Annotated in this window: 10 protein-coding genes; 5 read left to right on the plus strand and 5 right to left on the minus strand. The window is 63.2% G+C overall.

Annotation, left to right across the window (positions count from 1 at the left end; translation table 11 throughout):
• Positions 1-16: 16 nt before the first annotated feature.
• The gene (locus ACM6IP_RS23000) at positions 17-1,348 is read left to right on the plus strand and encodes a DUF58 domain-containing protein (protein WP_414862335.1); all 1,332 of its coding nucleotides are present in this window, start codon (positions 17-19) and stop codon (positions 1,346-1,348) included.
• A gap of 24 nt (positions 1,349-1,372) precedes the next feature.
• On the opposite strand, the gene ACM6IP_RS23005 is transcribed toward ACM6IP_RS23000, so the two are convergent.
• The gene (locus ACM6IP_RS23005; protein WP_414862336.1) at positions 1,373-1,732 is read right to left on the minus strand and encodes a PilZ domain-containing protein; all 360 of its coding nucleotides are present in this window, start codon (positions 1,730-1,732) and stop codon (positions 1,373-1,375) included.
• A gap of 230 nt (positions 1,733-1,962) precedes the next feature.
• Positions 1,963-2,334 carry a hypothetical protein gene (locus ACM6IP_RS23010; protein WP_095165805.1) on the minus strand — a complete coding sequence of 124 codons (372 nt, stop codon included), beginning with the start codon at positions 2,332-2,334 and terminating at the stop codon, positions 1,963-1,965.
• A 156-nt stretch (positions 2,335-2,490) separates the two neighbouring features.
• Between ACM6IP_RS23010 and pyk the strand changes: the two genes are divergently transcribed.
• On the plus strand, positions 2,491-3,942 hold the full coding sequence (gene pyk / locus ACM6IP_RS23015; RefSeq protein WP_095165807.1) for a pyruvate kinase: 1,452 nt from the start codon (positions 2,491-2,493) through the stop codon (positions 3,940-3,942).
• 139 nt (positions 3,943-4,081) lie between these two features.
• On the opposite strand, the gene ACM6IP_RS23020 is transcribed toward pyk, so the two are convergent.
• Genes ACM6IP_RS23020 through ACM6IP_RS23030 form a run of 3 tightly spaced genes read right to left on the minus strand, consistent with a single transcriptional unit; the run spans position 4,082 to position 6,893 of the window.
• Positions 4,082-4,831: an enoyl-CoA hydratase-related protein gene (locus ACM6IP_RS23020; RefSeq protein ID WP_159997659.1), complete on the minus strand. Its 750-nt coding sequence runs from the start codon at positions 4,829-4,831 to the stop codon at positions 4,082-4,084.
• 27 nt (positions 4,832-4,858) lie between these two features.
• Complete coding sequence (locus ACM6IP_RS23025; RefSeq protein ID WP_095165811.1) at positions 4,859-5,794, minus strand: iron-sulfur-binding ferredoxin reductase; 936 nt, start codon at positions 5,792-5,794, stop codon at positions 4,859-4,861.
• Complete coding sequence (locus ACM6IP_RS23030; RefSeq protein WP_095165812.1) at positions 5,787-6,893, minus strand: sensor domain-containing diguanylate cyclase; 1,107 nt, start codon at positions 6,891-6,893, stop codon at positions 5,787-5,789. The genes ACM6IP_RS23025 and ACM6IP_RS23030 overlap by 8 nt, the downstream gene beginning before the upstream one ends.
• Positions 6,894-7,264: 371 nt before the next feature.
• Here ACM6IP_RS23030 and ACM6IP_RS23035 point away from each other — a divergent pair, with 371 nt between their 5' ends.
• The 3 genes from ACM6IP_RS23035 (at position 7,265) to ACM6IP_RS23045 (ending at position 12,023) form a co-directional block, all read left to right on the plus strand.
• Positions 7,265-8,788: a fumarate hydratase gene (locus tag ACM6IP_RS23035; protein WP_159997661.1), complete on the plus strand. Its 1,524-nt coding sequence runs from the start codon at positions 7,265-7,267 to the stop codon at positions 8,786-8,788.
• Between the two features lie 146 nt (positions 8,789-8,934).
• Positions 8,935-10,695 (plus strand): ATP-binding protein, encoded by a 1,761-nt coding sequence (locus ACM6IP_RS23040; protein WP_414862337.1) that lies wholly within the window; start codon positions 8,935-8,937, stop codon positions 10,693-10,695.
• The gene (locus ACM6IP_RS23045; protein ID WP_414862338.1) at positions 10,695-12,023 is read left to right on the plus strand and encodes a sigma-54-dependent transcriptional regulator; all 1,329 of its coding nucleotides are present in this window, start codon (positions 10,695-10,697) and stop codon (positions 12,021-12,023) included. Before ACM6IP_RS23040 ends, ACM6IP_RS23045 begins: the two co-directional genes overlap by 1 nt.
• Positions 12,024-12,190: the final 167 nt, after the last annotated feature.

Consider the following 12,190-nt stretch of genomic DNA (forward strand, 5'->3'; position numbering starts at 1 on the left):
CTGGGAAGCCCTGACCATGAAGCCGACCCGTCTGCTGCTGGCCTGGCTCGCCACCCTGTTGGGGCTGAGCATCGTGCTGGGCGCCTGCCGGGCCCTGGGCGTCGACGTGGCACCTAGCTTGCTGGCGATTAACTGGGGATTGTTGCTGGCTTTGTTGCTGCTGGCCCTGCTCGACGCTGCGCGCCTGATTCGCCGGCCCTCCCCCAGGGCGCAACGGCAACTGCCCGGCAGCCTGGCACTGGGGCGCTGGAGCGAAGTGCAGATCAGCCTGCAACATGATTACGTACAGCCCCTGAGCGTGCAGCTGTTCGATCATGTTCCCGATGGCCTGGACTTCGAGGGATTGCCCCAGACGGTCGAACTGCATCCCGACCAGACTCACCTACTCAGCTACCGACTGCGCCCCTTGCGCCGTGGGCACTTCAGTTTCGAGCGTTGCGAAATCAACCTGCCGGGGCCCTTGGGGCTTTGGTCGGCCCGCAGGTACCTGACGTTGCAGGACAGCACCCGGGTCTATCCGGATTTCGCCCACCTGTATGGCGCACAACTGCTGGCGGTCGACAACTGGCTCAGCCAACTGGGCGTACGCCAGCGCCAGCGGCGCGGGCTGGGACTGGAGTTTCATCAACTGCGCGAGTTTCGCGAAGGCGATAGCCTGCGCCAGATCGACTGGAAAGCCACGGCCCGACAACGCACACCGATTGCCCGGGAGTACCAGGACGAACGGGACCAGCAGATCATCTTCATGCTCGACTGCGGTCGCTCGATGCGTAGTCAGGAGGGCGAGTTGTCGCACTTCGATCACGCCCTCAATGCGTGCCTGCTGCTCAGCTACATCGCCCTGCGCCAGGGCGACGCGGTCGGCCTGATGACGTTCGCCACCGAGCAGGCGCGCTACCTGCCCCCGAGTAAGGGCAACGGTCAATTGAACGTGCTGCTCAATAACCTCTATGACCTGGACAGCAGCCAGCGCCCTGCTGACTACCAGGCCGCCGCCAGCCAACTGCTCGCCCGCCAGCAGCGCCGGGCACTGGTGGTGCTGGTGACTAACCTGCGCGATGAAGCCGACGAAACCCTGCTCGGCGCGGTCCAGCGCCTGGGCCGACAGCACCGGGTGCTGGTGGCGAGCCTGCGCGAGGAAGTCCTCGACCGGCTACGTCAGGTCCCGGTGCAAACCTTGCCCGAAGCCCTGGCCTACTGCGGCACGGTGGACTACCTGAACGCCCGGGCCGATCAGCATGAACGCTTGAGCGCCCATGGCGTGCCGGTGCTGGACACCCGTCCCGGTGAGCTGGGCACCGAACTGGTCACCCGTTACCTGAGTTGGAAGAAAGCTGGCGTGCTTTAGCGCTGCCCCTGCCTGGGGCCGGGGCTAGGCCGATGCCGAGACCGGATAAAAACTGAAATAGCGCTGCAACGCGCTGACCATCTGGCCGTATTCAGGCGGGGGATTCTGCAGGGCGAACCCGGCGTCGTAATGATGGGGCGTGGCGTCTTCATGGCACCACAGGCAACAGGCCCGCAGGTCGATGACCTGACAGGTTCCATCGCCGTCGGGGATCTTCAGGCGCAAGTCAAAGACCGCCCCCAGCATCAGCGGCAACTGACTGATCAGCATCAGCCCGTCTTCCGAGACATTGCCGATGTAGCCAATGGGTTTGTCGGTGATACGGTTGAAGACTTTGAGAAAATACGGCAACTGGTGCCGCTCGATCCGGCGTTCTGTGAACATACTGAGTATCGCTTTGCCAAGGCCCTTGAGCAGGGTCGCACTACTGCTTCGCAACGAGCCGGCAGAGCGAGCTCGCTGTCCCCGATTACGGTGCGAACGCCCCCGCGTTGCGCTCGCGCTATTTCTGCCGTTCTCAGGTATCAACGACGTCCAGGGTCGACCCGCTGAAACGTCTCACTAGAGACTAGCTCAAGGCTGAAACACGGCCAGTGGTTAAATGAGACCCGACATTACAATGCCGCGGGAATGCTTCTGGCGCTGCGCGGCGGGTACCAGCCCAGCGACTGCAAGGTTTCCAGGCGCGCGCGGGCACGGTAGGCGTACTCATTGTTCGGGTACTGCGCCATGATGAACTGGTAGGTCTGGGCGGCATCGACATAGAGCTTCTGCCGCTCCAGGCACTGGCCACGCAACATCGACACTTCAGGCTGGATGTAGCGCCGCGCCCGGCTCTTGCGATCGACCTGGGACAGTTCGAGCATCACCCGCTCGCAGTTGCCGGCGTCGTAGGCACGGTAGGCGGTGTTCAGGTGATGGTCCATCGACCAACGGGTACAGCCCACGACACTCAGGGCCAGGGCAGCTAAAAGCACGAATCGCATGAGAGTTCTCCTGTCTTGGGCTTTGTATCGACCCGGCGGCAAAAATCTTCAGTGCGGCGTGTTCAATAAAGAATCCAATAAGTAGTGCAAACGAACAATGACTACAACTTCCCAGCATAGTAGCCTCACTCAGCGCTTGAACTCAGGAGTCTTTGCATGTCCGTCCGTCGTACCAAAATCGTCGCTACCCTTGGCCCGGCCAGTAACTCGCCGGAAGTTCTCGAACAGCTGATTCTCGCTGGCCTGGACGTTGCCCGCCTGAACTTCTCCCACGGCACCCCCGACGAGCACAAGGCTCGCGCCAAGCTGGTCCGTGACCTCGCGGCCAAGCACGGGCGCTTCGTCGCTCTGCTGGGCGACCTGCAAGGCCCGAAAATCCGTATCGCCAAATTCGCCAACAAGAAGATCGAGCTGAAGATCGGTGATCAATTCACCTTCTCCACCAGCCATCCTCTGACCGAAGGCAACCAGCAAGTGGTCGGCATCGACTACCCGGACCTGGTCAAGGACTGCGGCGTTGGCGACGAGTTGCTGCTCGACGACGGCCGCGTGGTAATGCGTGTTGATACCGCCAGCGCCACCGAACTGCATTGCACCGTGACCATCGGCGGCCCGCTGTCGGACCACAAGGGCATCAACCGTCGTGGTGGCGGCCTGACCGCTCCGGCCCTGACTGAAAAAGACAAGGCCGACATCAAGCTCGCCGCCGAAATGCAGGTCGACTACCTCGCCGTGTCCTTCCCGCGTGACGCCGCCGACATGGAATACGCCCGTCAATTGCGCGACGAAGCCGGCGGCACCGCCTGGCTGGTGGCCAAGATCGAACGTGCCGAAGCCGTGGCCGACGACGAAACCCTCGATGGCCTGATCAAGGCTTCCGACGCAGTGATGGTTGCCCGTGGCGACCTCGGCGTGGAAATCGGCGACGCCGAGCTGGTGGGTATCCAGAAGAAGATCATCCTGCACGCACGCCGCCACAACAAAGCGGTGATCGTTGCGACCCAGATGATGGAGTCGATGATCCAGAACCCGATGCCGACCCGCGCCGAAGTGTCCGACGTGGCCAACGCCGTGCTCGACTACACCGACGCCGTGATGCTCTCGGCGGAAAGTGCTGCCGGCCTGTACCCACTGGAAGCTGTGCAGGCGATGGCGCGTATCTGCGTCGGCGCGGAAAAGCACCCGACCAGCAAGACCTCCAGCCACCGCATCGGCAAGGTCTTCGAAAGCTGCGACCAGAGCATCGCCCTGGCCGCCATGTACACCGCCAACCACTTCCCGGGCGTCAAGGCGATCATCGCCCTCACCGAAAGTGGCTACACGCCGTTGATCATGTCGCGCATTCGTTCCTCGGTGCCGATCTACGCGTTCTCCCCGCATCGTGAAACCCAGGCCCGCGCGGCGATGTTCCGTGGCGTCTACACCGTCCCGTTCGACCCGGCATCCCTGCCACCTGAGCAAGTCAGCCAGGCGGCCATCGACGAGCTGCTGGCTCGCGGCGTGGTCGAGAAAGGCGACTGGGTCATCCTGACCAAGGGCGACAGCTACCACACCATCGGCGGCACCAACGGCATGAAAATCCTGCACGTTGGCGACAAGATGGTCTGATTGACCAAGCGCTGAAAAACCAAAGCCCCGCCATGTGAATGGCGGGGCTTTTTGCTTTGCGATCCAGTGATTCCAGGTCAACACAGAACCCTGTGGGAGTGGGCTTGCCCACGATGGGGCCCGCGCGACCACCCAACATTCACGACCGCTTGAGAAACCCCGACAATGCCGCCAACGCTTCCGGCGAGCGCAGTCGCTGGACGAACAGCTTGCCCTCCTCCTCGACCACCCTGCGCAGCAGTTCGCGGTCCGGGGCCTTCATCAGTTGCTTGCTGATGCGCACAGCTTGCGGCGGTAGTTGATCGAAGCGCAGCGCCATCTCCCGCGCCTTGGCGAAGGTCGCTTCCGCGCTCGGCAATGCCTGGCTGGCAATGCCCCAGGCGGCGGCCTGCTCGCCGGTAAACGCTTCGCCCAGCAGCAACAATTCGGCCGCTTTGGCCTGGCCGAGCAGTCGCGGCAGGATCAGGCTGGAGCCGAACTCCGGACACAGACCCAGGTTGACGAATGGCATGCGCAACTTGGCATCGGCGCTGACGTATACCAGATCGCAATGCAGCAGCAGCGTGGTGCCGATGCCTACCGCGGCTCCGGCAACGGCGGCAACCACCGGCTTGCGGCACTCCAGCAGGCTGCGCATGAACTGGAACACCGGGCTGTCGAGATCACTCGGCGGCTCCTGGAGAAAGTCGGCGATATCATTGCCGGCGGTAAAGCACTGCAGGCTGCCAGTGATCAGCACCGCATTGATCTCAGGGTCGGTATCCGCCTGTTGCAGGGCTGCGCCCAATTGGCTGTACATGGCGCGGGTCAGGGCGTTTTTCTTGTCCGGGCGATTCAGGCGCAACGTCAGCAGCCCGCCTTCGCGTTCCAGCAAAATGGCATCGGTCATGGTCAATCTCATGCAAAGAAAGTCAGCTCAACCACGCGGCAGGAACACATCGGCCAGCAGTTGATTACGTGGCAGCCCTGCCAGGTACAAGCGCCGGGCAAAGGCGTCGACACTCTCAGGGCTCCCGCAGAGTAAGGCCAGGGTTTGCCGGGAAACAAGGCGCAATTGCGCCAAAGCCGCTGACAGCTCGGCCGCTGTCCACAGCTCGACACTCAGGTTGGCGCGGTTGGCTGCCAGTGCCGCCAGGGGTTTGGCCAGGTAATGCTCTGCCCCATCATGGGCCAGGTGAATCACCCGGATAGGCCCTTGATGATCCTGGCGCAGCGCTTCACGCAGCACCCCGAACAGCGGCGCCAGCCCCGTGCCTGCGGCCAGCAGCCACAGCGGACGGGTTTGCCAGTCTGGGTCGTAGTGCAAGGCCCCGCCGCGCAGCTCACCGAGGCGGATCGAATCACCGATCTTCAGCGCCCGGGCGGCATCGCTGAAGGCACCGGGCAGTCGGCAGTCGAGGTGAAACTCGAGGAATCGGTCTTCCTGCGGCAGGCTGGCCAGGGAGTACGGACGCGCCACGTGGCCGGCCCACAGCACCAAGTGTTGACCGGCCTGATAGCGCAGCGGGCGCTCGGCCAACAAACGCAGGCGCAACACACAGGGACTCAACCAGTCCAGCGCCTCGACCACGGCGGGGGCGCCGTCACGCAGCGGATCGAACACCGCCACCTGCAGGTCATCCAGCACCTCGCACTGACAGGCCAGGCGCCAGCCCTGCTGGCGCTGCCCGGCACTCAGAGCGTCCGGGCGACGGTCGCCGACCTCGCCGCGCAGGCACTGCACCAGGCACGCGTGGCAACTGCCCGCCCGGCAACTGTAAGGCACCTGCAAACCCTGCTGATTCAAGGCATCAAGCAGGTTGCTGCCCGCCGCTACCGTCCATTGACGCTCACCGACAGTCACTTCAGGCATCGATGTTTTCCCAGGCCGCCGCACAGCGATTACGGCCATCGCGCTTGGCCCGGTAAAGCGCCTGGTCGGCACGTTGCAAGGCGTCGTCGAGGTCATCGCCGACGGCCAGCAGGGTCATCCCCGCAGACAGGCTAAGATCCGGCACAGACAGGCCGATCAACTGCACTTCGGTGAACGCCAGGCGCAACCGCTCACAACAGGAGGTCAAGCGCTCGGGATTGCAATCAGGTAACAACAACACAAATTCCTCACCGCCATACCGGGCCAATACATCGCCCTCGCGCAAACAGGCCGTGGCGACGCCGGCAAAAGCCTGCAGGACCTGGTCGCCGGCGGCATGGCCATGCAGGTCGTTGATACGTTTGAAGTGGTCCAGGTCGATCAGCGCCAGGCCATGCTCCACCGAGGCTTCCATGTTTTGCAATTCACGGGTGGCCAAGCGCAGGAAATGCCGACGATTGAACAAACCGGTCAACTCATCGGTGGCCACCAGATCCTCGAGCTGACGCATCATCCCGCGCAGCGTGTCCTGATGCGCCTGCAGGGCAAACCGGCGCTGGCGCATACGCAGGCGCGAAGCTTGCACATAGCTGGCATACAACGCCAGCCAGACCAACACAATAAACAGCACACAGACCTGCAAGGCCGCCAGAGTCGGGTCGGCCAGTTCGAAATGGTAGCCTTCCCACAGGTTGAGGCAGGCAAAGCTGAAGAACACCAGGGCCGCACAGCGCACAAACGCCCGGCGCGGCAGGTGAAACAGGCCGAACATCAGAATCAGTACGTAAAAGATCAGGAAGGCGCCACGAGCAGCGTCCAGATGGGCGATCAGCCAGGTTTGCCAACCAATGCCCAGCAGCACCTGGACTTCGGTCAGACTGGGATCGGGGAACCGCAGGTTGCGCCCGCTGAAGAAGATCGCGAACAGCAACGACTGACTGAGCATCACCAACGCGGTGGCAACCAGCGCACTGCGCACCGAGCCCTGGAAGTGCCCACTGAGGATCGCCAGCCATAGCAGCAATAACGCCAGCACATAGGTGCCCGTCGCCAGAATAAAGCGCTTGAGCAATAGATTCTGGATCGCGTTATGGGTCAATCGTTGACTCACCGTGCAAAGGGGGGCTGATAAGAGTGTCCTACCCTAAAGGCCTTGGATCACTTTAGTGTTGCTGCTCGAAAATGACCATCCAATTTTTGTCGGGCTGCCTCGGGTCGCGTCATCATTGTTATGCGACCTTGGTTTGACTGCCGGCGGGTGTGCCCGGCGGCGAGGCGCGCTATACTGCCGCGCCTTTTTAGCGTCGCGCCAGCAACCCCGGCGTGCCCGGCCCAAAGGGCCAGCTTCAAGTTGCGAGCTTCAAGCCGCAAGCTCAAGCAGTCCACGTACTGCCCTTAACTTGCCGCTCGACGCTCGATGCTCAAAGCTGCCCTATTAAAATGTTCCCGTCCTTTAGAGGAGCGCGACTCATGACCGTGATCAAGCAAGACGACCTGATTCAGAGCGTTGCTGACGCCCTGCAGTTCATTTCTTATTACCACCCCGTGGACTTCATCCAGGCGATGCACGAGGCCTACCTGCGCGAAGAATCGCCAGCGGCCCGCGATTCGATCGCACAGATCCTGATCAACTCGCGGATGTGCGCCACCGGCCACCGCCCGATCTGCCAGGACACCGGTATCGTCACCGTGTTTGTCCGCGTGGGCATGGACGTGCGCTGGGATGGCGCGACCATGGGCCTGGACGACATGATCAACGAGGGCGTGCGTCGCGCCTACAACCTGCCGGAAAACGTCCTGCGTGCGTCCATCCTCGCCGACCCGGCAGGTGCTCGCAAAAACACCAAGGACAACACCCCGGCCGTGATCCACTACTCGATCGTCCCGGGTAACACCGTGGAAGTCGACGTGGCAGCCAAGGGCGGCGGTTCCGAGAACAAGTCGAAAATGGCCATGCTCAACCCGTCCGACTCGATCGTCGACTGGGTGCTCAAGACCGTTCCGACCATGGGCGCCGGCTGGTGCCCACCGGGCATGCTCGGCATCGGCATCGGCGGCACCGCTGAGAAAGCCGCGGTAATGGCCAAGGAAGTGTTGATGGAATCCATCGACATCCACGAGCTCAAGGCTCGCGGCCCGCAGAACCGTATCGAAGAAATGCGCCTGGAGCTGTTCGAGAAGGTCAACCAACTGGGCATCGGCGCCCAGGGCCTTGGTGGCCTGACCACCGTGCTCGACGTGAAGATCATGGATTACCCGACCCACGCCGCGTCCCTGCCGGTGTGCATGATCCCGAACTGCGCCGCCACCCGTCATGCACACTTCGTGCTCGACGGTTCCGGCCCGGCTTCGCTGGAAGCGCCATCGCTGGACGCCTACCCGGAAATCGTCTGGGAAGCCGGTCCGTCGGCCCGTCGCGTCAACCTCGACACCCTGACCCCGGAAGACGTGCAAAGCTGGAAGCCGGGCGAAACCGTGCTGCTCAACGGCAAGATGCTCACCGGTCGCGACGCCGCGCACAAGCGCATGGTCGAGATGCTGAACAAGGGCGAAACCCTGCCGGTAGACCTCAAGGGTCGCTTCATCTACTACGTCGGCCCGGTTGATCCGGTGCGCGAAGAAGTGGTTGGCCCGGCAGGCCCGACCACTGCGACGCGGATGGACAAGTTCACCCGCCAGATCCTCGAGCAGACCGGCCTGTTGGGCATGATCGGTAAATCCGAGCGCGGTCCGACCGCCATCGAAGCGATCAAGGACCACAAGGCCGTCTACCTGATGGCAGTCGGCGGTGCGGCTTACCTGGTGGCGCAAGCCATCAAGAAATCCCGCGTAGTCGCTTTCGCCGAACTGGGCATGGAAGCGATCTACGAGTTCGACGTCAAGGACATGCCAGTGACTGTTGCAGTCGACAGCAACGGCGAGTCGGTCCACATCACCGGTCCTGCCATCTGGCAGAAGAAGATCAGTGACAGCCTGGCGGTAGAAGTGCAGTAAGCACCCACACCCCAGTCAGGAAAAGCCGCGCTGTTTGTCAGAACAGCGCGGCTTTTTTATGGTCCCTGCGCACTGCGCGGACTCTGCGCCGTCGCCGCGCTGCATGCTATCGTGCGCCCCCCGACCCCGTAGTCTGTGCCCATCGCATGCCACCTATTTATCGTTCCCTGCGCCTGATGCTCTATGTACTGCTGATCGTGGCCGGCACAGTCCTGGTCAGCGCCGCCGCCGTGCGCCACGCCGAGCGCCAGGCCCTGGAGGACGACGCTCAACGCGCCAACCAGCAATTAGCCTTGTACGCCACGTCCCTGCATACGCTGATTGAACGTTACCGCGCCCTGCCCGCCGTGCTGGCGCTGGACCCCCAGTTGCGCTCGGCGCTGGCAGGCCCGGTAAGCCCGCAACAGCAGGACTCGCTGAACCACAAGCTGGAGAAAATCAACGGCGCGGCCCAGTCGTCCACCCTCGAACTGCTGGACCGTAACGGCCTGGCCGTCGCGGCCAGCAACTGGCGCTTGCCCAGCAGCTATGTCGGCCACAACTACGGTTTTCGTCCCTACTTCAACCAGACCCGCAGCCAGGGCACCGGACGCTTCTATGCGGTGGGCGTGACCAGCGGCATTCCTGGCTACTTCCTGTCCAGTGCCGTGTTGGGCGACAACCAAGAGTTTCTTGGCGCCATGGTGGTCAAGCTGGAGTTTCCGGAACTGGAGCGCGAATGGCGCCAGGGCACTGACACCCTGCTGGTCAGCGACGCCCGCGGCATTGTGTTCATCGCCAACCAGCCGGGCTGGCGTTATCGCCTCCTTGAAACCCTGTCGCCGACCGACCTCGCCGAGCTCGAGGCCACTCGTCAGTACGACAAACAAACGCTGGTGCCCCTGCCCCACGAACAGCTTCGACGCTTCGACGACAACAGTTACCTGGCGCGGGTCGAGGGTCCCGACGGATCGGCCGAGTACCTCTGGGAGTCACTGCCCCTGAGTGCCGAAGGCTGGACGCTGCACCTGTTGCGGCGCCCGCAGGTGGCCTTCGAGGATTTGCGCAACGCCGCACTGGCCGCAGCCGGCGTGTGGCTGACGCTGGTGTTTGTGCTGCTGTTCCTCAGCCAGCGCTGGCGTATCGCCAAGCTGCGCCAGCGCAGTCGCGAGGAACTGGAACGCCTGGTGGAGGAACGCACCCGAGAGTTGCGCACGGCTCAGGACGGCCTGGTGCAGTCAGCCAAACTCGCCGCCCTGGGGCAGATGTCGGCGGCCCTGGCCCACGAGATCAACCAGCCGCTCACCACCCAGCGCATGCAGCTTGCCACGCTGAGACTGCTGCTGGACCACGGCCGCGTCGATGATGCCTACAAGGCACTCAAACCGCTGGATGACATGCTCACCCGAATGGCGGCCCTCACTGGCCACCTGAAGACCTTCGCCCGCAAGAGCCCCAGCGGCTTGCGCGAGCCACTGGACCTGGCGGCGGTGGTCGACCAGGCCCTGCACCTGCTGGAAGTCCGCCTGCGCGATGAACAGATCAACTTCACTGTGGACCTGGTCCGCCCGGCGCGGGTTCGTGGGGACGCCATTCGCCTGGAACAGGTACTGATCAACCTGCTGCGCAATGCCCTGGATGCCATGCGCGACAAGTCACTCAAGCGGCTGCGCATCAGTCTTGAAGCCGACCAACAGCTGTGGCGCCTGAGCGTCACCGACAGCGGTGGCGGGATTCTTGCGCAGGACCTGCCCAATGTCTTCGACCCGTTTTTCACCACCAAGCCTGTGGGCGATGGCCTGGGGCTCGGGCTGGCCGTATCCTTTGCGATCATTCATGAGCTCGGCGGTCGCCTGACGGCCGAGAACCACGGCGACGGTGCGCGCTTCACCGTGACCCTGCCCGTCGACCTGGAGGCACAGATCTGATGTTGAACTCGGTAATAGTGGTCGATGACGAACGCAGCATTCGCGACGCCGTCGAGCAATGGCTGAGTCTCTCGGGATTCCAGGTCCAGCTGTTCAGCCGTGCCGAGGACTGCCTGGCGCAGTTGCCGGTGAATTTCCCCGGGGTGATTCTCAGCGATGTGCGCATGCCGGGGATCAGCGGCCTGGAACTGCTGGCCACCTTGCAACAACGGGATGCCGAACTGCCGGTGATCCTGTTGACCGGCCACGGCGATGTACCGATGGCGGTCGATGCCATGCGCGATGGCGCCTACGATTTCCTGGAAAAACCCTTCAGCCCCGAGACCTTGCTCAACAGCCTGCGCCGGGCACTCGACAAGCGCCGGCTGGTCCTGGAAAACCGTGCCCTGCACGAACAGGCCGACCACCGCAGCAAACTGGAGGCCAGCCTGCTGGGCGTGTCCCCGGGCCTGCAGACCCTGCGCCGGCAAGTCCTGGACCTCGCGGGCCTGCCGGTCAACGTAGTGATTCGCGGCGAAACCGGCAGCGGCAAGGAGCTGGTTGCTCGCTGCCTGCATGATTTCGGCCCGCGCGCCGCCAAGCCCTTCGTCGCCCTGAACTGCGCGGCGATCCCCGAGCAACTGTTCGAGGCCGAACTGTTCGGGCACGAACACGGCGCTTTCACCGGCGCCCAGGGCAAGCGTATCGGCAAGCTGGAATATGCCGACGGCGGCACCCTGTTTCTCGATGAAATCGAAAGCATGCCGCTGGCCCAGCAGGTCAAGTTATTGCGCGTGCTGCAGGAACAGAAGCTCGAGCGCCTGGGGGCCAACCAGAGCATCGATGTCGACTTGCGGATCATCGCCGCGACCAAACCCGACCTGCTGGATGAAGCCCGGGCCGGGCGTTTTCGCGAAGACCTGGCCTATCGGCTCAACGTGGCCCAGTTGCGTTTGCCGGCGCTGCGTGAGCGGCGCGAAGACATTCCCTTGCTCTACGCCCACTTCAGCCGTGCGGCGGCGCAACGCCTGGGCCGCAGCGTCGCGCCCCTGAGCGGTCCGCAGTTGAGTCGCCTGCTCAGCCATGACTGGCCGGGTAACGTGCGCGAACTGGCCAACGTTGCCGAGCGCCAGGTGCTGGGCCTCGATGATCCCGAACCGGACGCCATCGAACCCGGCCAGTCGCTGGCAGCCCAACAGGAAGCGTTTGAAGCGCAGTGCCTGCGCGCCGCCCTGACTCGGCACAAGGGCGATATCAAGGCAGTGCTCGAAGAGTTGCAACTGCCACGCCGCACCTTCAATGAAAAACTCCAGCGCCACGGCCTGACCCGCGAAATGTTCCTGGGCTGAATCCTCGGCGGATTTCCGCTCAGCGAATCTGGCGCATGAGCGGATTTCCGCTCACTTACCCGGCAAAACCCCTCTAGAACGGCCCTGCACAACCTGGCACGGCTCCTGCTATAGCCCCTGCAGGCTGCGTTTTTGCGCGCTCCACAAAAACAATTAATTGAAGGATC

This window comes from Pseudomonas sp. IT-P176 (assembly GCF_949767245.1).
In the GTDB taxonomy this organism is placed as follows: domain Bacteria; phylum Pseudomonadota; class Gammaproteobacteria; order Pseudomonadales; family Pseudomonadaceae; genus Aquipseudomonas.

Bases quoted from the DNA above. Each gene is read 5' to 3' on its own strand.
- ACM6IP_RS23000 (WP_414862335.1), top strand. From the start codon at position 17: ATGAAGCCGACCCGTCTGCTGCTGGCCTGGCTCGCCACCCTGTTGGGG.
- ACM6IP_RS23005 (WP_414862336.1), bottom strand. From the start codon at position 1,732: ATGTTCACAGAACGCCGGATCGAGCGGCACCAGTTGCCGTATTTTCTC.
- ACM6IP_RS23010 (WP_095165805.1), bottom strand. From the start codon at position 2,334: ATGCGATTCGTGCTTTTAGCTGCCCTGGCCCTGAGTGTCGTGGGCTGT.
- pyk (WP_095165807.1), top strand. From the start codon at position 2,491: ATGTCCGTCCGTCGTACCAAAATCGTCGCTACCCTTGGCCCGGCCAGT.
- ACM6IP_RS23020 (WP_159997659.1), bottom strand. From the start codon at position 4,831: ATGACCGATGCCATTTTGCTGGAACGCGAAGGCGGGCTGCTGACGTTG.
- ACM6IP_RS23025 (WP_095165811.1), bottom strand. From the start codon at position 5,794: ATGCCTGAAGTGACTGTCGGTGAGCGTCAATGGACGGTAGCGGCGGGC.
- ACM6IP_RS23035 (WP_159997661.1), top strand. From the start codon at position 7,265: ATGACCGTGATCAAGCAAGACGACCTGATTCAGAGCGTTGCTGACGCC.
- ACM6IP_RS23040 (WP_414862337.1), top strand. From the start codon at position 8,935: ATGCCACCTATTTATCGTTCCCTGCGCCTGATGCTCTATGTACTGCTG.
- ACM6IP_RS23045 (WP_414862338.1), top strand. From the start codon at position 10,695: ATGTTGAACTCGGTAATAGTGGTCGATGACGAACGCAGCATTCGCGAC.